Origin of the sequence: Salinispora mooreana, from assembly GCF_000379065.1 — a bacterium.
Lineage (GTDB): Bacteria > Actinomycetota > Actinomycetes > Mycobacteriales > Micromonosporaceae > Micromonospora > Micromonospora mooreana.
Genome location: NZ_KB900614.1, coordinates 1,922,077 through 1,942,080 on the forward strand (window position 1 = coordinate 1,922,077; position 20,004 = coordinate 1,942,080).

Here is a 20,004-nt window from a genome sequence, read left to right on the forward strand (position 1 = left end):
GCCCCACCGCACTGCGTACTCGCATCACTTCACTGCCTTTCCGTCCAGAACCGTCGCCTCGCCGCGCAGGAAGGTCGCCACGATGCGACCCGGCAGCGTCATGCGGGCGTACGGGGTGTTGCTGCTGCGGCTGGCCAACTCGGTCGGCTCGATCACGCGCTGCGCCGCCGGATCCACCAGGGTCAGGTTCGCCGGTGCGCCCGGCGCCGGGTCATGGCCGTGTTCGGTGAGGCCAGCGATCCGGGCGGGGGTGCGGGACATCCGCTCGGCGATGAGGTCCCACCGCGGGCCGAGCACGTCCAGCGTGATGGAGAGCGCCGTCTCCAGGCCGAGCATGCCCGGCCGGGCGTACGCCCACTCGCACTCCTTGTCCTCCACGGCGTGCGGGGCGTGGTCGGTGGCGACGATGTCCACGACCCCCTCGGCCAGCGCGGTGCGCAGCGCGGCGACATCGGCGGCGGTCCGCAGCGGCGGGTTGACCTTGTAGACCGGGTCGTAGGTGACCGCCTTCTCGTCGGTCAACAACAGGTGGTGCGGGGTGACCTCGGCGGTGACCCGAACACCGCGGGCCTTGGCCTGCCGCAGCACCCCGACGCTGCCGGCCGTGGAGACGTGGCAGATGTGCAGGCGGCTCCCCACGTGCTCGGCGAGCAGCACGTCCCGGGCGATGATCGCCTCCTCGGCGACCGCCGGCCAACCAGTCAGGCCGAGGCGGGTGGAGATCTCCCCCTCGTGCATCTGGGCGCCCTCGGTCAGCCGTGGCTCCTCGGCGTGCTGGGCAACGACGCCGTCGAACGCCTTCACGTATTCCAGGGCCCGGCGCATCAACCGCGGGTCGGCGACGCAGTGTCCGTCGTCGGAGAAGATCCGGACCCGGGCGGCGGAGTCGGCCATCGCGCCCAACTCGGCCAGGCGCTCGCCGGCCAGCCCGACCGTGACGGCGCCGATCGGCTGCACGTCCACCAGCCCGGCCTCCCGACCCAGCCGCCAGACCTGCTCCACCACACCGGCGGTGTCGGCGACCGGAGAGGTGTTCGCCATCGCGCAGACCGCCGTGTAGCCGCCGAGCGCCGCGGCCCGAGAGCCGGTCTCGACGGTCTCGGCGTCTTCCCGGCCGGGCTCGCGTAGATGGGTGTGCAGGTCCACCAGGCCGGGCAGGGCGACCAGGCCGGTGCCGTCGACCACGACCGCGCCGGCGGCCGTCAGGCCCACGCCGGTCTCGGCCACGACGCCGTCGCGGATCAGCAGGTCGGTCGGCGCGGCGCCGAGGACGCTCACGTTGGTGATCAGATACGCGGTCACCGGTTGTTCCCTCCGAGTAGCAGGTAGAGGACGGCCATCCGGACGGAGACGCCGTTGGCGACCTGTTCGACAATGGTGGAGCGGGGCGAGTCGGCCACCTCGGAGGTGATCTCCATGCCCCGGTTCATCGGGCCGGGGTGCATCACGATCGCGTGCTCCGGCAGCCGCCGCATCCGCGAGCCGTCCAGGCCGTAACGGCGGGCGTACTCGCGGGCGGACGGAAAGTAGGAGTCGTTCATGCGCTCCCGCTGCACCCGCAGCATCATGACCACGTCCGACTGCGGCAGCACCGAGTCCAGGTCGTAGCAGACGGCGGTGCCGGGCGCGAGGGCCGCGGCGATGTCCACCGGGATCAGCGGGGGCGGGCCGACCAGGGTGACCTTGGCGCCGAGGGTGGAGAGCAGCAGGACATTGGAGCGCGCCACCCGGCTGTGCAGCACGTCACCGACCACCGCCACCGACAGACCGGCGAGCCGGCCCAGCCGGGAACGCATCGTGTACGCGTCGAGTAGCGCCTGGGTGGGGTGCTCGTGGGTACCGTCGCCGGCGTTGACGACCGAGCCGTCGATCCAGTCGGCCAACTGGTATGGGGCGCCGGAGGCGGGGTGTCGGACGACGACGGCGTCGGCGCCCATCGCCTGGAGGGTGAGCGCGGTGTCCTTGAGGCTCTCGCCCTTGGCGACGCTGGAGCCCTTGACCGAAAAGTTGATCACATCGGCGCTGAGCCGCTTGGCGGCGGCCTCGAAGGAGATCCGGGTCCGGGTGGAGTCCTCGTAGAAGAGGTTCACCACGGTCCGACCGCGCAGCGCCGGCAGCTTCTTGACCTCCCGCCCGGCCACGGTCGCCATCTCGGCGGCGGTGTCCAGGATCTGGAGGGCGGTGCCAGCGTCCAGGTCGGCGCTGGAGAGCAGGTGACGGATCATGCGCCGAGCTCCCTTCCGGTCGTGACCAGCAGACGGCGCCGCGCCGCGCCCCGCGGGCTCACCGGGCACCGCCGTAGAGCCGGACCTCGTCCACGCCGTCGGGCTCGGCCAGGGTGACCCGGACACTCTCCGCGAGGGCGGTCGGGATGTTCTTGCCCACGTAGTCGGCGCGGATGGGCAGCTCCCGGTGACCGCGATCGACCAGGACGGCGAGCTGCACCGATGCTGGACGACCGACGTCGTTCAGCGCGTCGAGCGCCGCCCGCACGGTGCGGCCGGAGAAGAGGACATCGTCGACGAGGACGACTCGCTGGCCGTCGATGCCGCCGGGGGGCACGTCGGTGGGGCCGACCGCGCGGGTGCCGTGCTGACGCAGGTCGTCCCGGTAGAGGGTGATGTCGAGCACGCCGACCGGGACATCCACCCCCTCAAAGGCGCTGATCCGGGCGGCGAGCCGCCGGGCGAGCGGTACTCCCCGGGTGGGGATCCCGAGCAGCACAGTCTGCTGGGCACCCTGGGTCTTCTCGAGGATCTGGTGGGCGATGCGGTCCACCACGCGCTGCACGTCGGCGCTGGTGAGTATCACCTTCACCGAGGGTTGTCGGGTGGTCGTCGAATGGGCAGCCGGTGGGTACGCCACGGCAGACCTCCTTCCCCGCCTCACGGGACGGGTCGTTAAAGGATGTCGGAGTGACCGGCGCGAACCGCGAACGGACCGGGCCGGGGCTTCGGGCAACGTTACCAGTGGTCACCGTCTCGACCGTCGCGGGCCGAGGGCCCGGCGACAGAACGGCGAAACTGGGACAACTCCCCCAGGATGAAACGGGAAAGTTCACGACCACTTGACCGGCTGTCCCAATCCCCGTACCGTCACGCTCCGTAGCGATCGACGGGAGAACCCCGAGCAGCACTGGGAGTGTCTGAATGCCCTCTGAGTACGCCAAGTCGCTGGGCGCCCGCCTGCGCTCCATTCGCCAACAGCAGGGCCTTTCCCTGCAGGGCGTAGAGGAAAAGTCCAACGGACGGTGGAAGGCCGTCGTGGTCGGCTCCTACGAGCGCGGCGACCGAGCCGTCACCGTGTCCCGCCTAGCCGAGCTGGCCGATTTCTACCGTGTTCCCGTCTCCGAGCTGCTGCCCGACGGCAGTGGTGTCCGCCACGAGCCAACCAGCAAGATCGTGCTGGACCTCGAGCGGCTCTACGACGAGGCCTCGGAGGAGCTCGCCTATGTCGCCCGGTACGCCCGCGCGATTCAGCAGCAACGCGGCGACTACAACGGCCGGGTGCTGTCGATCCGCGCCGACGACCTGCGTGCCCTGGCGATCGTCTACGACGCGTCGCCGTCTGGCCTGATCGAGCGGCTGAACGAGCACGGGGTCCTGGTCGCCGACCCCAGGGCGTTCTTCGCCTCCTGAGTAGCGCCACCCGAAAGGGCCCGTGCCGAGCGGCACGGGCCCTTTCGACCATCCGGTCTCGCTTCCGGCCAGCTCGCTGCCGAGCCAGCACCCCGGGTGGCTACCGGGTGGTGTACTCCGCGATCCGGCCGAGGATGCCGTTGAGGAACCGCGGTGAATCGTCGGTCGACATCTGCCGCGCCAACTCCACCGCCTCGCTGATCGCCACCGCGTCGTCGATCTCGTCCACGTAGAGCAGCTCGTAGACCGCGATCCGGGCGAGGTTGCGATCAACAGTCGGCATCCGGTCCAGCGTCCACCCCTCGGCGTAGCTGGCGATCAGCTCGTCAACCCGGTCCAGGTGGGCAGCGACCCCCTCCACCAGGCCGACCGCGTAGCCCAGGTGCTCCGGTCGGGGCTTCTCGATCCGCTCCACGTAGCCGGCGAGCACCTCAACCGGTGGACGGCCCCGCAGGTCCGCCTCGAAGAGCACGTCCAGCGCCCGTTTCCGCGCCTTGCGGCGCGCCGGCATCTGCTGCTTGGGCCCCTCGGCCATCAGGCGCGGCCGAGGTAACGGCCGTCGCGGGTGTCGACCTTGATCTTCTCGCCGGTGGTGATGAAGAGCGGCACCTGCACGGTCGCGCCGGTCTCGACCGTGGCCGGCTTGCTACCACCGGTCGAACGGTCTCCCTGGAGGCCCGGCTCGGTATACGTGATCTCGAGCACCACGCTGGTCGGCAGCTCCACGTAGAGCGGCACCCCCTCGTGGGTGGCGACAGTCGCCTCGGCCTCGGGCAGCAGGTAGTTCGCAGCCTCGCCGACCGTGTCGCCGAGCACATTGATCTGGTCGAACGTCTCCAGGTCCATGAAGACGAAATCCTCGCCGTCGGCGTACAGGTACTGCATCGTACGCTTGTCGACGGTGGCGGTCTCGACCTTGGTGCCCGCATTGAAGGTCTTGTCGACCACCTTGCCGGAGAGCACGTTCTTCAGCGTGGTGCGCACGAACGCACCACCCTTTCCGGGCTTGACGTGCTGGAACTCGACGACGGCCCAGAGCTCACCGTCGAGGTTGAGTACCATGCCGTTTTTCAGGTCGTTGGTGGTGGCCATTTCCTGCCTTGATCATAAGGTGGCGGACAGACCCAGCAAGTCTACTAGGCCGCGTTTGGGCAGGCTCGCCCGAGCAAGCCGCGCCCTGCCGGCGGTCAGCGAGCCCGGGCCGCCAGGTGATGCAGAGCCAGGCGGTAGCCGTCCACGCCCAGCCCACAGATCACCCCGGTCGCCACTGCCGAGACCACCGAGTGGTGCCGGAACGCCTCCCGGGCATGGATGTTGGAGAGGTGCACCTCGACCAGCGGGGCACGCAGCAGGGCACAGGCGTCCCGTACCGCGATCGAGTAGTGCGACCAGGCAGCGGGATTGAGCACCACGCACGCGCCCAGGTCAGCAGCCTCGTGCAGCCAGCCGAGCAGCTCATGCTCGGCGTCGGTCTGCCGGACGACCACCTCCAACCCCAGCTCCCGCCCGGTCTGCTGGCACAGCTCGACCAGGTCGGCGTAGGTGGTGGTGCCGTAGACCTCCGGTTGCCGGGTGCCCAGGCGGCCCAGATTGGGCCCGTTGAGCACGTACACCCTCATTCGGCAATCTCCTGGTAGGCGGCGTACAGCAGATCGTCGGCGGGCGCCTCGAGAATCGTCGGGCGGGCGAGCCCGGCCAACACCACGAAGCGCAGGATGCTGCCCCGCGCCTTCTTGTCCACCCGCATCGTGGCGAGCAGGTCCGGCCAGGCCTCCGCCCGATATCCGGTGGGCAGGCCGAGCGCCTCCACCACCGCTCGGTGCCGCTGCGCGGTCCGCGCGTCCAGCCGGCCTTCGAGCTGGGCCAGGGTCGCCGCGTAGACCAGCCCCACCGCGACCGCGTCCCCGTGCCGCCAGCGGTAGCCCTCCACCTTCTCGATGGCGTGCGCCAGGGTGTGCCCGTAGTTCAGTATCTCCCGGGCTCCCGACTCGCGAAGGTCACCGGCGACGACCTGCGCCTTGACCCGGATCGCCCGCTCGATCAGCTCCCGGAGCACCGGCCCCGCCGGGTCAACGGCGACGGCGGGATCCCGCTCGACCAACTCCAGGATCACCGGATCGGCGATGAAACCACATTTGACCACCTCGGCCATTCCCGCAGCCAGGTCGGCCGGGGAGAGGCTGTCCAGCGCGGTCAGGTCACAGATCACCCCGGCCGGTGGGTGGAAGGCGCCGACCAGGTTCTTGCCGGTGGAGGTGTTGATCCCGGTCTTACCACCCACCGCCGCGTCAACCATGCCCAGCAGCGACGTCGCCACCGGCACCCAGCGCACCCCGCGCAGCCAGCAGGCCGCGACGAAGCCAGCCAGGTCGGTGACCGCGCCGCCGCCCACGCCAACGACGGCGTCGGCGCGGGTGAAGCCCGCCGCACCGAGCCGTTCCCAACAGCTGGCGGCGACCTCGATCTGCTTGCCCGCCTCCGCGTCCGGCACCTCGACCAGCAGCGGCGTCACCCCGGCCGCCCGGGTCCGCTCCGCCAGCTGCTCGGCCCGGCCCCGCATCGGCGACGCGTACAGCACGGCCAGCCGCTGCGCGCCCGGCAGCAACTGTGGCGGGTCGACCAGGTCCCGCCCCACCAGCACGTCGTAGGGTCGGTCACCACCAACCACGATCCGGGTCATCTCGTTCATCGCGGGCAGCCTAGCTGAGGCGACCGGGCCGATCGCGGCGACGGGCACCGCGTCCCGCAACCGTTGACCGCCCGGCTGACCCACAGTGCCGGTCAGGCGGGGAACAGCGCGGCGACCTCGGCCGCGAGCTGCTCCGGCGTCCGGCCGTCGGTCACCACCGTCGCGGTCGCCACCGCGGCGTAGTGCGGCCGGCGCTGCTCCAGCAGATGTTTGAGGGTGGCCCGGGGGTTGACCGCGAGCAGGGGACGCCCCGCGCCGAGACCGACCCGGCGGACCGCGTCGGGCAGCTCCACCGACAGGTACACGACGGTCTGCCCAGCCAGCGCGGACCGGGTCTGTTCGGCGAGCACGGCACCACCGCCGAGGGCGAGCACGCCGTCGGCGGTGGCGAGCGCCGTCGCCACCGCCGCCCGTTCCAGGGTACGGAAGTGTTCCTCCCCCTCGTCGATGAAGATCTCCGAGATCGGCTTGCCCGCCATCGCCTCGATGTCGAGATCGGTGTCCCGGAACCCCACTCCGAGCAATTCGGCGAGCGCCCGCCCGACGGTGGTCTTACCCGAGCCGGGTGCGCCGACCAGGACGCAGACCGGCGCCATCAGCGGACGACCAGCGCGTCGAGGTAGCCGGCGAGGTTTCGGCGCTGCTCGGCCACCGAGTCGCCGCCGAGCTTCTCCACCGCCGCCTCGGCCAGCACCAGCGCCACCATCGCCTCGGCGACGACCCCCGCGGCCGGAACCGCACAGACGTCCGAGCGCTGGTTGATCGCGGTGGCGGGCGCACCGGAGGTGATATCCACCGTCGACAGGGCGCGGTTCAGGGAGGAGATCGGCTTCATCGCGGCCCGCACCCGCAGCGGCTCCCCGGTGGTGATGCCCCCCTCCAGGCCGCCGGCCCGGTCGGTGACTCGCCGCACACCGGTCGCGGTGGGGATGATCTCGTCGTGCGCGACAGAGCCCCGGGAACGCGCCTGCTGCCAGCCGTCGCCGATCTCCACCCCCTTGATCGCCTGAATGGACATCAACGCGGTGGCCAACCGGGCATCTAGCTTCCGGTCCCACTGCACGTGGCTGCCGAGCCCCGGGGGCACCCCGTACGCCAGCACCTCGACCACGCCGCCGAGCGTGTCGGCGTCCTTCTTTGCCGCGTCAACCTCGGCGACCATCCGGAGGCTCGCCTCCGGGTCCAGACAGCGCAGCGGGTCCGCGTCGATCCGCTCGGCGTCGGCCGGGCTGGGTCGCAGCCCCGGCTTCGTGGCGACTGTCCCCAGCTCCACGACGTGCGAGACGACCTCGATGCCCAACGCCTGCCGGAGCAGGGCCTTGGCGACGGTGCCGACGGCGACCCGGGCAGCCGTCTCCCGGGCGCTGGCCCGCTCCAGGATCGGGCGGGCATCGGTGTGCCCGTACTTCTGCATGCCGGCCAGGTCGGCGTGCCCCGGTCGGGGACGGGTCAACGGCGCGTTACGGGCCTGCCCGGCCAGTTCCGCCGAGTCGACCGGGTCGGCGGCCATGACCGTGCGCCACTTGGGCCACTCGGAGTTGCCGACCCGGATCGCCACGGGACTGCCCAGGGTCACCCCGTGCCGCAGCCCGCCGATGATCTCGATCTCGTCCTGCTCGAACGCCATCCGGGCGCCCCGCCCATAGCCGAGTCGACGCCGGGCAAGCTCACCAGCGATCTCCTCGGTGGTCACCTCGACCCCGGCCGGGACCCCCTCGAGCAACGCGACGAGGGCGGGACCGTGTGATTCCCCTGCAGTCAACCAGCGCAACACAACGGTCAGTCTGGCACGCCCGGTCGGCACCAGGTGCCACACCCGCCCCGTCCCGCCCTGCGGACACGGCTGTCCGCGGGACGGTCACGATCACCCCGTTGGGAGGGAATCCGTACGATCATGGCGGCCCTCCCGGAAGTCTGGTCGGCGACGACGTGGTTTCGACCCACCCGGAGGCCCCGGTGCTGCTCCTCGCGTTCGCAGCCGTGCTGCTGCTGGCCGTCCTGCTGTCCAGCCTCGCGCACCGCAGCATCCTCTCCACCGCCGTGCTCTTCCTCCTGGCCGGCTTCCTTCTCGGTCCGGACACCACCGGTGTCCTGGAGATCACCGCCGACAGCGAGCTCGTCGCCGGCCTCGCCGAGCTGGCGCTCTTCACCGTGCTCTTCACCGACGGCATGCGAGTCGGCTTCGCCGACCTGCGCTCGGCGTGGCGGCTGCCCGGGCGGGCGCTCGGCTGGGGGCTACCGCTGACCCTGGGGATCACCGCCGTGTTGGCGCACTACGTGGCCGGACTCGACTGGCCGGAGGCGCTGCTGATCGGGGCGGTCCTGGCCCCCACCGACCCGGTCTTCGCCGCCGCCCTGGTTGGCAACGTGGGCGTTCCGCGCCGACTGCGGCACCTGCTCAACGTCGAATCCGGCATCAACGACGGGCTCGCGTTGCCGTTCGTCATCCTCTTCCTGGGGATCGTCGAGGGCTCCGACGACCTGCACCTCGACGAGCTGGGCATCGAGTTGCTCCTGGGCCTGGTGATCGGGGTGGCGGTGCCATGGCTGGCCCTGCGGTTGGAGAAGGGGCGGTACTTCTCCGCCTCCACCCAGTACGAGCCCCTCAACGGCGTGGCGATCGGCCTCCTGGTCCTCGCCCTGGGGCTGATCACCCACGCCAACCTCTTCCTCGCCGCGTTCGCCGCCGGCATCACCGTGGCCACCTTCGGCGAGCGGCAGCGGGAGAGCTTCGAACATCTCGGCGAGCTGGTCGCCGAGGTGTTCAAGCTCGCTGCCCTGCTGGTGTTCGGCGCCCTGATCTCGGTGAGGTTCCTCAGTGAAATCAACTGGACCGGCTGGGTCTTCGCGGTGTTGGCCATCGTGGTGGCCCGCCCACTCGCGCTCGCGGTGTCGTTCCTCGGTACGAATCTGAGCCGCACCGAGCAGTTCGCCGCCATGTGGTTCGGCCCGAAGGGTTTCGCGTCGGTGGTCTACGGCCTGCTCGTGCTCCAGGCCGGTATCGCCGCGGGAGACGAGGTGTTCCACCTGGTGGCGCTGACCGTCGTGTTGTCGATCCTGGCGCACTCGTCAACCGACATCCTGGTCGCCCGGATCTTCGACCCGGCGATGACCCCCCAATGGTATGAACGACTGCGGGCGGCCTCCGTCGATCGGCGAGAACGCCACGGCGACGGGGATCAGCCGCCGCCGTAGGCTGCTTCCCGGACTGTCGGGAGTGGTGCGAGCCGGTCAGGCGGCCCTGGACAGGGACCGCATCGCGCCAAGATATCTCGACGTTATTACATCCTGCGCGAACCGACCCAGCGGCCCAGCTATTCGAGCAGTCAGCGAATCCGGCCGCGAAAAGGCTCGTATCTCGAAAGATGACCTCCCGGCCCCGTCAAGACGAACCAGAAATGCCTCCTCGCCACACTCAGGATGCCCCGGCAACGTACCGTAGGCAAATCCAACACGATCACTCTCGTCAATCGTGTAGACGACACGGCAGGGAGCCTGCACCAGCAGTCCTCGCCACCCGATCCTCAACCGAAAGTCCACACCCGGCTCCGGCCGCAGATCTGGGCGATCAATGCTGATCCCAGCCCGACGGTGCATGCGCCACGAAAGCAATGCGTGAACAGCCCTGTCAAAAACCCGAGCATCCGCACCAAGAAAGGCGCCACGGTGGACGTGCCGATACCCGGACGGAAGAACGCCCGCGGACGCACCAACCTCCGGGTAGGTTAGATCATCCCACTCCAATACGGTCACCCCAAAGACAAGGCCACACATTATTTGATCGCACCCGCAATGCCAGCATAACACCACGACCCGACGCCCCCGATCTTGGTGAACCCGCGCACCGATCACCCCCGGGGGGGGCGATTTTCGAATCGCAATGAACGGTTCTACATTCACCATGTGCACGTGTGCCGGTCGGACCGGCACCGTTGCCCAGCCTTCCACCCGTCCACCGGGGTCTGGCACGTTCATCTCGGCAAGGTCGGGAAAGGTGTCGGAGAGCCAGACCGTCAACAGGGGTCGCTGCTCTCGCGGCTGGTACGGGATGAGTGGGCGGTCTGTGGCCTAAATTCCCCGGCCGCGCTTGTGCAGCATGCGCAGTACCGCGTCCGCCCGGACCAGCCGCCCGGCCACCGCGAGCGCCAGGTAGGCCCGTGGCTCGCGCGGGTTACACCGGAGGGTGTGGCGTGCCCAGCTCAACGCGCCCTGGCGGTCGCCGGACGCGGCGCGGGCGAAGGCGATCTGCCCCGCCACCCGGGCCGCACCGGCCGGCTGGGTGCCAAACTCCGGGTAGCGGTCCAGCAGCCACTGCAGCGCCGCCGAGATGGTGTCCCAACGCTGCGCGAAATACGACCGTTTGTGCCAACGCACCAGCACCAGCGGGGTGCGCAGGTTGACCAACGGTGCGCTGCGGGCCGCCCGCAGCAGGAACTCGTAGTCCTCCGCGTAGCTGCCCGGAATCTCCTCGTCGACCAATCCGAAGCCGTCGTGGAGCGCGGCGGCACGGATGAGGAACGTCGACGGGTGCAGCTCGGTCATCCGGTCCCGCAGCAGGTCCGCGAGAGTGATCCGGTCCCGAGACAGCGACCGGTCGACGGTGTGTCCGTCGTAGCTCACCCGGATGCCACACGAGACGAGCTCGGCGCCCGGAGTGGTGGTGAGCGCCTCGACCTGCGCCGACAGCTTGCCAGGCAGCCACTCGTCGTCGTCGTCGCAGAAGGCGATCAACTCGCCGGTGGCGGCCAGGGTACCGGTGTTGCGGGCACCCGCGAGGCCCGGTGTCCGACCGTTCTCGGTGATCCACACCGGTCGATCCGGTCGGGACAGCTCGGCCAGGGTCGGATCCGGCTCCGAACGGTCATACACGACGACCACCTCGAGCTCACCCGGATAGCCCTGGTCAAGGATGGCGCGGACCGCGGCCCGCAGCGACTCCGGGCGGTCCCGGGTGGGCACCACCACACTCACCCTCGGCCGTGCGGTCACCCGCGGCAGCGCGGTCATCCTCGCGCTCCGCCCCGCGGCGACCGTGACCACGGCCGCCACCAGGACCGTCGGCCGTTCGCCGCGGCCACCAGCCGCTCCACGGTCTCCCCGACCCGGGCCACGGCGGCCTCCCGTGCCCGGGCCGCATCCGGGTCCGCCCGGACGGTGAACCGGGACGGCTCGGCCAGACCAGCGGTGAGCTCCGCCACGAACGCCGCTCGGCTCTCGCACACCACCACCAGGCCCGCCGCCCCGAGCCGACGCGCGAACCGCAGTTGGTGGTCGTCAACGTGTTCGCCGTGGGACGGATCCCGGGGGACCACGATCGGCACCCGGCCGCACCGACGGACCTCCAGGATGGTGGCCGGGCCACCATGACAGATCACGAGGTCAGCCGTGGAGATCGCCGCCTGGAGCTCGTCGTGCCCCAGAAAGGCCACCGCGCCGGGAACGTCGGCCGCTCCGGTATGACCATGTTGTACGGTCAGCACCACTCGATCTGCGACTGTGGGTTGCCAACCCCGCAGCCAGTCGACCAGCCGGTCAAACGGGTGCTTGTCGGTACCGACGACGACCAACACCTGCATCCGACCGACACCAGACCGGTTCCGTTGCCGGGGGACGTGGCTGGACTCAGACCCAACGGTGCCACGACTCGCCTCGTACTCACGCATCCCCTCCACCCTGGCTGACGAAACCTGGCATCGTTCGTCGTCGCTTCGCCGCACCTCCGCGTTCACAGCAGCGGCCCCACCACAGTGGCCTCCGGGTAGTGCCGGCGTTGCTCCTCCCACTGCACGAGCATCGCGGAGAGAAACGGGCGGCACAGGCGCGCGGTCAGGGTCGGGGTGTCGATCCGGTCGTACACCTCGACATAGACGGTGGGAACTCGCCGCAGCCAGGCGAAGACCACGAACGGCACCGCAACCCCGGCTCCGGTCGTCACCACCGCGGCGACCCGACGCCGCCGCAGGACCCGTACCGCCAGCACCACGTTGCGCACCAGGTTGGGCACGTTGCGGGTGGTCGGGTGGTGCGCCGGGACAACCTCTTCCCCCGCGAGCCGGGAGAGCGCGTCCGGGGTGCCGAAGGTCACCCAGCAGCGACGCCAGCGCTCGTACCAGGAACGCAACGCCAGCAGCTGGGCCAGGTGCCCGCCACTCGATCCGACGAGCAGCAGGACCGGGGAGTCGCCGCGGCCCTTGGGGTACGTCTCCATGCAGCCTCACCGTCCGCTTTCTTCGATCCGCTTCGGCCTCGATCGATGGCTTGCGAAAGCAGACCACGTATCGCGCGGTGGGGACATCGGGAAACTGGACTGTCACCAGTGGTCCCGCTGCACGAGGAGCTCCAGCAGAGCGGGGTGCAGCGCGGGGTTCCAGCCCGCCCCGGCATTGGCCAGACGCCAGGTCCGCAGCCACAGCTCCAGCAGGTACGCCTCAGCCACCAGGCGCTGCCCAGCCTGATTCAGGCCGAGCGCGTCGCCGTACCGCCGGAGTTGAAGATCAACAGTGCTGGCCGCGGCGGCGACGGAGGAACCCCGCAGCACCAGGGCCCGTTGGAACGCGTCGTGCGCCAGGTCGAAGCCGACCGGGACGTCCGCGGCGCTGTGCTCCCAGTCCCAGGCGACCAGCCGGCCGGCATGCCGGCCGAGATTCCACGGGACCCAGTCGCCATGCCAGTGCCCGAACTCGACCCGGGTCTCCCCATGCCGCGAGGCGAGCCCCGCCACCGCCACGATCGCCCGGGTGTCGGCCGGCATCGTGGCGGCGGCCCGGTGCGCGGTCCGGGTGAGCCGAGCCAGGAAGCGCGATCCGGCCAGTGGCCGAAGCGGGGCGGGCGGGCGGCCCCGGCGAGCCACCGCGAGCATCGCGGCTACCTCGGGCTCGGCAGTGGTGGACAGACCACGGACCGCCGGCGGCAGCGGCTGCACCAACGCGACGGACCGCCCGGCCCACCGAAGCTCGGCCAGCAGCCGTGGCGCCACCGGGTGGTTCGCCACCCGGGCCAACGCGGGTAGTTCCCGCAGGGCCGCCGCCTCGGCGGTCACCAGGACCCGGGTGGCGTCGTTCCAGCCGATCTTCGCGAAGCCGAGCGGACGGCCATTCGGAGCGAACAGCTGCAGGGTCGGCTTGTGGTTCGGATCCGGCGGTCGCACCCCACACGCCGCGTATGCGGCTCCCCCACCCAGCAGGGCGGCGAGTCGGTGGACGAGCAGCGCCTCGTCCACGGCGGCCGCGTCGGGCAGCGACACGGTCAGAACCGGGAACCGGGCCAACTCCATCCCACCGAGCCGGGCGAGCCCACCGAGAACCGCCCGCACCGCCCGCACCCGGGGTGGTCGCAGCGCGTTGTACGCCAGCAGCGACGCCGCCGTCGCCCGCGGGGAACCCAACGGCAACAAGAACCGGGCCCGCTGCACAGAGGGCACAATCGCGTACCGCGCCACCGCCCGATGCCCGGCCGGCGACACACCGTCCACGGTGAGCCCGACCTGCTCGGCACCGAAGACCGCCCGGGTGACCCAACCCAACCCGTCGGTACGGGTCCGCGGGTCGGCGGAGGTGGTGGCCGGCTCGGTCATCAGGCGCCGCCCGACCAGTCGAGGTCCATTCCGAGCCGCTGCCGCAGCGCCTCGTTGTAAGGGCGGTAGTAGGCCGTCAGCTCCGCCTGAAGTGCCGGGTCCAGCGGCGCGGAGCGGCGGTCGTTGTAGACCTGGAAGCTCGCCAGGTCGTAGGCCGGCAGCCCGAGGAAGGACAGGGTACGGCGGTACGTTGACCGGGCGTCTCGATAGAGGTCTTCGCTGCGCAGGAAGAGAAACTGCGTGCGGTCGAACCGGTCCAGCCACGGCTGAAGGTGCTCGAGGTAGCGGCCCCGGGCCCGGTAGCTGTACCAGTCGTACGCCTCACTGACGTACTCGGGCTCGGCAACCAGCCGCTCCCGCTCCCCCCGGATGCGCCCCGGCTCGGCGCCGAGGGCGGCGGCGAAGTCCAGCGGCTCGATGCCGTGGGTGCGCCGCTCCTTCCAGTGCGAGTAGGCCCGCTGCACCGGATCGCGCAGCAGCACGACCAGCTTGACCGACGGCATCAGCGCCGCGACCCGCTCGGCGGCGAGCGGGTGGAACATGTAGAGCGGGGCGGCTTCACCGGTCCGGACCGGGCCGCCGTGCCGCCGCTCCAGCGCCGCCCGCTGGCGCCGAGTCGGGAAGTGTGAGCGGTACCATGCCTCGCCACGCCGCCAGTGCTCCTCGAAGTAGTGCGTGGACTTCGTGTTCCAGGCCGGGAAGAGCCGCGGCACCAGCGGATGCTGGATCAGGTAGTTCCACAGGGATGTGGTGCCACCCCGCTTGGTGCCGATGACGAGGAAGTCTGGCAGTGGCCGCCGGTCGCTGGTCTGCACGCCGTAGCCGACAAGGGACTCCCGCACCCGCTCGGTCACCTGGTTCGGCACGAACCGCTTCACTCGATCACGCATCACCGACACGACGGCCCTCACCTGTCCTTCTGCTCTGGTAAGCCGGGAGCTGCCGGGACGGCCACCGCTCCCCCACGCAGTTGCCGCAAGCTCGCCCCGACGTCGGGACGGATTCGGGACAACGTCCCGACCCCACCGACGACCAGCACCGCCACCGCCACCAGCAGCCCGGGAATGCCCCGCCCGCCGACCAGCACCCCCACCCCGGCGGCGGAGCCCACCACGGCGGCGGTGCTCGCCGCCGCGCGCAGCAGCACCGGGTCCACCAGCGGGTGCCGCACCACGAGCCAGGCATACGTCACGGCGGTGAGGTTCTCGGTGAGGATGCCCGCGGCCCAGGCCACTGCCGCGCCGGTGGCGCCGTGCCCGGGGATCAACACCAGGCCAAGCGAGACCGTCACCAGCAACCCACCCAGGGTGGCTGCCAGGTGCAGACCACTGCGGCCCCCCATCAGCAGCAGGCTCTGCACGTTGCCCACGCCCGTACGCACCAGCATGGCCAGCGCGAGGACGGTCAGTGCGGTGGCTCCGGCGGTGAAGTCGGGCCCGAACAGTTCCAGGAAGGCCACCCCGAAGACAGCGAGCAGCAGGTACACCGGCCAGGAGAGCACCAGCCCCCAGGTGGTCAGCTGCCGGTGCACGGCCGCCGCGAGGGCCGTCTGGCCCGCGCCGAGCAGCCGGGACAGCCGGGGGGCCACCGTCACCCGCAGCCCCTGCATGGCGAGCTGGCCGGCGAGGACGTACCGGCCGACGGCACCGAACACACCGGCCTCCTCCGCCCCGGCGAGCGCCGAGGTCAACAGCACCCCGATCCACAGGTTGCCGGCGTCGATGGCGGCCGAGACGGCCCGGGGCAGCGCGAACCGCCAGAAGGTTGACCAGTCCCGCGGTTCGGGGCGGAGCCGGGCGCCACGCCCGACGTCCAGCGGCCCCACGACCAGGGCCAGGCAGACCAGCAGGGCCAGGGCGGCCGGAGCCAGCCAGGCGGACACGCCGGCCACCAGGCCACCGCCAACCAGGACCGCGCCGCCAACCAGGACCGGCCGGGCCACCGGTAGGAGAAAGAACTGCACCGACACGTACGCCCGGATCGGCCGGACACACCGCAGGGCGGCGAGCAGCAGCGTCAGGAGGACGACCACCGGAACGGCGGCGAAACTCACCGCCAGCAGCTCCGGCCCTGCGGCCGGGCCGAACACCCGGGGCGCCAGGGAGTCGGCGGCGAAGAACCCGGCCAGCGCGACCACGGCGGCAACCACGAACGGTGGGAGTAGGGCCACCGGCAGCACCTGGGCGACGTCCCCCCGCCCGGCCATGCGGCGGCGCGGCAGCGCCCACAGCAGACCGGTCTCGGCACCCAGCGTGCACACGGCGGTGGCCACTGTGATCACCCCGATCGCGGCGAAGAAGACGCCGGAACCGGTGGGGCCGTAGCCGCGGGTGATCACCACCGCAAGGACAAAGCCGAAGAGGCCGCTGGTGGCCGCACCGAGCAGCCCAGCGATCCCGCTGCGCGCACTGTCCCGGCGCTCCGTCTCGTCCGGCTGCCCGGCAGTGCGGCCGGACGAGGCGGCCGGAGCGGTGCCGGCGGTCATCCGGCCGTCCTGCCACGCATCGTCGGCAGCGGCGGGGGCTGCCCTCGTGCCGGTCCAGCCGGACCGGTGTCCCGCAAAGGACGAGGCCGTGGTGCCAGTTCGTCCTCGGTGCGCGCCATGGCGAAGGCGATCACGTAGAAGGCGACGGCGAGGTTCTGGTTGGCCATGCCGTAGAAGGGGATCTGCACCAGGCACACCACCGGGACGATCGCCAGCCACTGCCCCGCCGGCGAGGCCGCCCGGGCACAGCAACGAGCAGCCACGACGAACCAGGCCAGAAAGCAGAACAGGGCGGGGATCCCGTGGCTGAACAGCACCATCCACAACTGCCCCTGGGTGCCGATCGGCGCCTCGGCCGAGACCGTGTCGACGTTCACCGGAGCGCCGTAGCCGAGCCACGGCGAGTCACCGACCCGCCCCAGCACCGCCCGGTAGAGGGCGAGCCGGTCGGTGTTGGTGCCGCTGTTCCCGACCCGGTCCCCGATCAGCTGGGCGACCGGGATGAACACGGTGGCGAGGAGACCCACCAGCAACACGCCGACAATCGAGGTGGCCACCCGGGTGTTGCCGTGCCGGCCGGCCCGGATACCGAGCACCAGCAGGCCGACGCCGAGGCTGAGGAACATCGCTCGGTTCAACGTGAGAAAAGCCGGTACCAGGGAGAGCGGCAACGACCCGAGCAGCAGCCAGCGCAGCACCCCGCGTCGCCGCAGCATGATCACCGCGACCACACCGGGCAACACCATCGCGTACGCGCTGCCGTAGTTGTTGGTGTACGCGTACGGCGCCGCGGGACGGTAGATCGGGTTCAGCGACCGGGCACTGTACTCGGCGGTGGAGAGGTGGACCATGTCGTGGACGAATGGTTCGGCGGCGATCGCGCCGGGCAGCAGGATCTCCACCGGGGTGGTCATGCCGAGCCGAGGTGCGAGCACGCTCAGCCAGCCCAACGCCACCAACCCGAGCCAGAACGCGCAGAGGGGCAGGAGCACCCCGCTGCCTGCCGCCCGCTCCCGGGCCACCACATAGACGTAGACGCCGACCACCAGCGCGGTGGCGTAGAAGCCCAACCGCAGCCCAAAGGTCAACACCGAGTGGGGCGACCCCAGCCGAGTAGCGCTGACCAGGACCACGGCGAGGAAGAGCAGCCAGATCCCAGCTCCCGGCGGCAGCGGAACCCGACCCCGAACCAGCAGCAGGGCCAGCAGCACCGCGCCCAGCAGCGGCCAGCCCAGATAGAACGCGCCGGCCAGCCACCAGATCGGCACCAAGCCGAACATCAGCGCCAGTGGCCAGATCGGTAGCCGCAATGGGGGTGGCGACGGAAGGGCTTCGGTGGCCCCGTCCCCGGCCGGCTCGCTCGTCGCCGGGGTCCCGCCCACGGGCATGGTCAGCCCCGACCGCGGTGGGTGAGGACGAAGCCGAGGGGGGCCACGCCTGCCGCTCGCAGCCGCTCCGCCAGCCGACGTAGGTCGCTCTCCCGGGTCTGGTCCTGCTCGACCACCACCACCGCGGCACCCTGTCGGGCCGCCGCGACGCCCCGCTCATCGGCCTCGGCCGGTGGGGAGTTGAACAGCACCACCCCGCTGGCCGGCCGCTGCCGCCAGGTGCCGAACCGGATGGTGCCGGCGCCCACCACAACCGTGTCGGTGGGCGCTCCGACTGCGCTCCTTCCGCTGGTCGGCGCGGTGGATGAGATCCGGGGCAGCAAGATCGTGCCATCCGGGTCGTCGGGCACCGGGCCGTTGGCGGCGGTAGCGTGGCCGGCCGTGGTCGCGCGCTGGACGGTGGCCTGGCGCGGAAAAGCCGTCGGGCGGGGGGAGGGCCGCCGGACGGTGATCTGCTCGGTGACCTCGTCAACGGGGGCCGTCCTTCGGCTCTGGCGCGGCTGCGGCACCACCGACCGGGCGGAGTTCGCCGTCGCCGGCAGGCGCGCCACGCCAGCCAGCACCTCGCTGCGCAACCGTCCCAGCCGACCGATGTCGTCGGCGAGGTACACCTCCCGGCCGGTCGCCGCGAGCGCCACCGCCAGCCCGGCGCTCAGCACGGTCTGATCCCCCCGGGTGGTCAACAACACGATCCGGGCCGGTTCCCGAGTCCGCCCAGCGATGGCCATCGCCACATACCGAAAATCGGCGTCCACGGCGCGCCGGGAGCCGCGCGCCTTCGGGCCGCGGGCGGTACCGAGTAGTGGCAGGCCGGTAGCGTCCCGACCGTCGTCAACCGACCGGATACGCCGGTCCACCGACTCCCACCCGTACGCCAACACGGTGCCGAGCAGCACCCCACCCAGCAGCCCCGCGAGCAGGCGGAGCAGGCTGCCACCGCCCGGGGCGACCAGGTTCGTCTCCGCCTCGCGGGTGACCCAGCCGGGGTTGACATCGACCGCGGCGATCTCGGTACGGGCCGAACCGAGCTGGACCAGTTGGCTGTTCACACCGGACAGTTCGGCCACCGCCGCATCCGCCTCACCCTCCTGAGCACTGGCGATCCGACGTTGCAACGCCTCCTGCTGGGCCTGAACCTTGCTGATGCTCTCGTCGTACGAGCGCAGGATGTCCGCCCGCTGCTGCTCGTACATGGTGCGGCGCACGTCCAGGTAGGCCGCTGCGGCGAGATTGACGCCCGCGACCGCGTCCTGGGGTGAGTTCGCGGTGAATCGGAAGCGCAGGATCTGGCCGCCCGTGGGTACCTCGAGTTCGAGGGCGTCCTGCACGTCACGCTGGTCCCGGCCGGTGGCGTCCACCAGCCGCCGCACCACCTCGGTCCCGGTGGCGATGCCGCGCTCCACGTTCATGTTCACCGCGCGGTCGGCGGACGCGCCACTCGGCGTGAAGGCGTCGGTGACCACCGGTCGGACCGCCACCACGGCGTCTGCGGTCACCGCGCTCGGCACCAGCAGCACGTAGCCGAGTGCGGCGAGCAGCCCGAGCACGGCGGCACCGGCCAGCACGCGGATCCGGTGCAGCGGCACGCGGAGCAGGTCGGTCAGGGTGACCGTTCGACTCGATGTCCCCCCACCGGAGGCGGCGGTGGCGGTCCAGCCACCACCAGCGGCGCTAGTCATCGAACTTCTTCACCGTCTGCTGCGGATTTCCCATAACCACCACCCGCGGCGGGACATCCGTCCGGACCACCGTGGCGGCGCCCACGACACTGTCCCGACCGATCCGCACACCCTTCAGCACGAGTGCGTGTGCGCCGACCCAGACGTTGTCCTCAAGGACGATCGGGGCTCGGGCAGGTGGGGTGGGCGGGTCGTGTCGCACCTCGGGCCGCAGATTGTGGAAGTCGTTGTCCCGCACCTCACAGTTCGACAAGAGGCAACGATCACCGACCGTGACCGAGGTCCAGGCACCCACCCAGGTCGCACTCAACAGACAGTCGGCGCCGATGTGGACCTCCCCCGGACCGGCGAACCGCACCAGCTTGTTGATCCGGGTCCGGTCACCGATGCGCACCCGTACGCCACGGCGCAACCGGACCCGCCCCCGGATCTCCACATCCCGGCCGAGACTCAGCCTCGGATAGCGCAGCCGGTACCAGCCGCGCTTCAGCGCGAACCCGGCTCTAACCCCAAAACCACGGCGGATGCCCCGCAACGATCCTCCCCACGTCC

Annotated in this window: 21 protein-coding genes; 2 read left to right on the forward strand and 19 right to left on the reverse strand. The window is 71.0% G+C overall.

Annotated elements, in window-relative coordinates; genetic code table 11:
* Positions 1-24: 24 nt before the first annotated feature.
* The 3 genes from SALPAC6_RS0109230 to pyrR are packed head-to-tail and all read right to left on the reverse strand — an operon-like array spanning position 25 to position 2,865.
* Complete coding sequence (locus SALPAC6_RS0109230; protein WP_018253133.1) at positions 25-1,302, reverse strand: dihydroorotase; 1,278 nt, start codon at positions 1,300-1,302, stop codon at positions 25-27.
* Entirely contained in the window at positions 1,299-2,225 is a 927-nt protein-coding gene (locus SALPAC6_RS0109235) for an aspartate carbamoyltransferase catalytic subunit (protein ID WP_018253134.1), read from the reverse strand. The genes SALPAC6_RS0109230 and SALPAC6_RS0109235 overlap by 4 nt, the downstream gene beginning before the upstream one ends.
* Positions 2,226-2,283: 58 nt before the next feature.
* Positions 2,284-2,865 (reverse strand): bifunctional pyr operon transcriptional regulator/uracil phosphoribosyltransferase PyrR, encoded by a 582-nt coding sequence (gene pyrR / locus SALPAC6_RS0109240; RefSeq protein ID WP_018253135.1) that lies wholly within the window; start codon positions 2,863-2,865, stop codon positions 2,284-2,286.
* 284 nt (positions 2,866-3,149) lie between these two features.
* Between pyrR and bldD the strand changes: the two genes are divergently transcribed.
* Positions 3,150-3,638, forward strand: a complete 489-nt coding sequence (gene bldD, locus SALPAC6_RS0109245) for a transcriptional regulator BldD (protein WP_018253136.1) — start codon at positions 3,150-3,152, stop codon at positions 3,636-3,638.
* A gap of 100 nt (positions 3,639-3,738) precedes the next feature.
* Here the strand turns inward: bldD and nusB are convergent, their stop codons facing one another.
* The 6 genes from nusB to aroC all read right to left on the reverse strand — a co-directional run bounded on the left by nusB (position 3,739) and on the right by aroC (position 8,101).
* Positions 3,739-4,149 (reverse strand): transcription antitermination factor NusB, encoded by a 411-nt coding sequence (gene nusB, locus SALPAC6_RS0109250; protein WP_188115247.1) that lies wholly within the window; start codon positions 4,147-4,149, stop codon positions 3,739-3,741.
* Positions 4,150-4,172: 23 nt separating this feature from the next.
* Entirely contained in the window at positions 4,173-4,730 is a 558-nt protein-coding gene (gene efp, locus SALPAC6_RS0109255; protein WP_011905742.1) for an elongation factor P, read from the reverse strand.
* A gap of 95 nt (positions 4,731-4,825) precedes the next feature.
* Positions 4,826-5,257 (reverse strand): type II 3-dehydroquinate dehydratase, encoded by a 432-nt coding sequence (aroQ, locus tag SALPAC6_RS0109260; protein ID WP_018253138.1) that lies wholly within the window; start codon positions 5,255-5,257, stop codon positions 4,826-4,828.
* Positions 5,254-6,327 carry a 3-dehydroquinate synthase gene (gene aroB, locus SALPAC6_RS0109265; RefSeq protein ID WP_026189470.1) on the reverse strand — a complete coding sequence of 358 codons (1,074 nt, stop codon included), beginning with the start codon at positions 6,325-6,327 and terminating at the stop codon, positions 5,254-5,256. The genes aroQ and aroB overlap by 4 nt, the downstream gene beginning before the upstream one ends.
* 92 nt (positions 6,328-6,419) lie before the next feature.
* Positions 6,420-6,923 (reverse strand): shikimate kinase, encoded by a 504-nt coding sequence (locus SALPAC6_RS0109270; protein WP_018253140.1) that lies wholly within the window; start codon positions 6,921-6,923, stop codon positions 6,420-6,422.
* Positions 6,923-8,101, reverse strand: coding sequence for a chorismate synthase (aroC, locus tag SALPAC6_RS0109275; RefSeq protein ID WP_033666522.1), 1,179 nt, complete (start codon positions 8,099-8,101; stop codon positions 6,923-6,925). Before aroC ends, SALPAC6_RS0109270 begins: the two co-directional genes overlap by 1 nt.
* A gap of 155 nt (positions 8,102-8,256) precedes the next feature.
* Between aroC and SALPAC6_RS0109280 the strand changes: the two genes are divergently transcribed.
* A complete protein-coding gene (locus SALPAC6_RS0109280; RefSeq protein WP_018253142.1) occupies positions 8,257-9,522 on the forward strand; it encodes a cation:proton antiporter in 1,266 nt (421 codons plus the stop codon).
* Positions 9,523-9,558: 36 nt separating this feature from the next.
* Here the strand turns inward: SALPAC6_RS0109280 and SALPAC6_RS27515 are convergent, their stop codons facing one another.
* The 10 genes from SALPAC6_RS27515 to SALPAC6_RS0109325 form a co-directional block, all read right to left on the reverse strand.
* Positions 9,559-10,302, reverse strand: coding sequence for a DUF1990 domain-containing protein (locus SALPAC6_RS27515; RefSeq protein ID WP_317889033.1), 744 nt, complete (start codon positions 10,300-10,302; stop codon positions 9,559-9,561).
* A 93-nt stretch (positions 10,303-10,395) separates the two neighbouring features.
* Positions 10,396-11,334: a glycosyltransferase family 2 protein gene (locus tag SALPAC6_RS0109285; protein WP_050563490.1), complete on the reverse strand. Its 939-nt coding sequence runs from the start codon at positions 11,332-11,334 to the stop codon at positions 10,396-10,398.
* Positions 11,331-11,903, reverse strand: coding sequence for a glycosyltransferase (locus tag SALPAC6_RS0109290; RefSeq protein WP_223874266.1), 573 nt, complete (start codon positions 11,901-11,903; stop codon positions 11,331-11,333). Before SALPAC6_RS0109290 ends, SALPAC6_RS0109285 begins: the two co-directional genes overlap by 4 nt.
* A 149-nt stretch (positions 11,904-12,052) precedes the next feature.
* A complete protein-coding gene (locus SALPAC6_RS0109295; protein ID WP_018253145.1) occupies positions 12,053-12,535 on the reverse strand; it encodes a glycosyltransferase family protein in 483 nt (160 codons plus the stop codon).
* Positions 12,536-12,637: 102 nt separating this feature from the next.
* Complete coding sequence (locus SALPAC6_RS0109300) at positions 12,638-13,900, reverse strand: hypothetical protein (RefSeq protein ID WP_018253146.1); 1,263 nt, start codon at positions 13,898-13,900, stop codon at positions 12,638-12,640.
* Positions 13,900-14,799: a sulfotransferase domain-containing protein gene (locus SALPAC6_RS0109305; protein WP_018253147.1), complete on the reverse strand. Its 900-nt coding sequence runs from the start codon at positions 14,797-14,799 to the stop codon at positions 13,900-13,902. Before SALPAC6_RS0109305 ends, SALPAC6_RS0109300 begins: the two co-directional genes overlap by 1 nt.
* A gap of 8 nt (positions 14,800-14,807) precedes the next feature.
* Positions 14,808-16,385 (reverse strand): lipopolysaccharide biosynthesis protein, encoded by a 1,578-nt coding sequence (locus SALPAC6_RS0109310; RefSeq protein ID WP_018253148.1) that lies wholly within the window; start codon positions 16,383-16,385, stop codon positions 14,808-14,810.
* On the reverse strand, positions 16,382-17,773 hold the full coding sequence (locus SALPAC6_RS0109315) for an O-antigen ligase family protein (RefSeq protein WP_018253149.1): 1,392 nt from the start codon (positions 17,771-17,773) through the stop codon (positions 16,382-16,384). Before SALPAC6_RS0109315 ends, SALPAC6_RS0109310 begins: the two co-directional genes overlap by 4 nt.
* Positions 17,774-17,775: 2 nt before the next feature.
* Positions 17,776-19,452 (reverse strand): hypothetical protein, encoded by a 1,677-nt coding sequence (locus SALPAC6_RS0109320; protein ID WP_018253150.1) that lies wholly within the window; start codon positions 19,450-19,452, stop codon positions 17,776-17,778.
* Positions 19,445-19,987 carry an acyltransferase gene (locus SALPAC6_RS0109325; RefSeq protein WP_026189474.1) on the reverse strand — a complete coding sequence of 181 codons (543 nt, stop codon included), beginning with the start codon at positions 19,985-19,987 and terminating at the stop codon, positions 19,445-19,447. The genes SALPAC6_RS0109320 and SALPAC6_RS0109325 overlap by 8 nt, the downstream gene beginning before the upstream one ends.
* Positions 19,988-20,004: the final 17 nt, after the last annotated feature.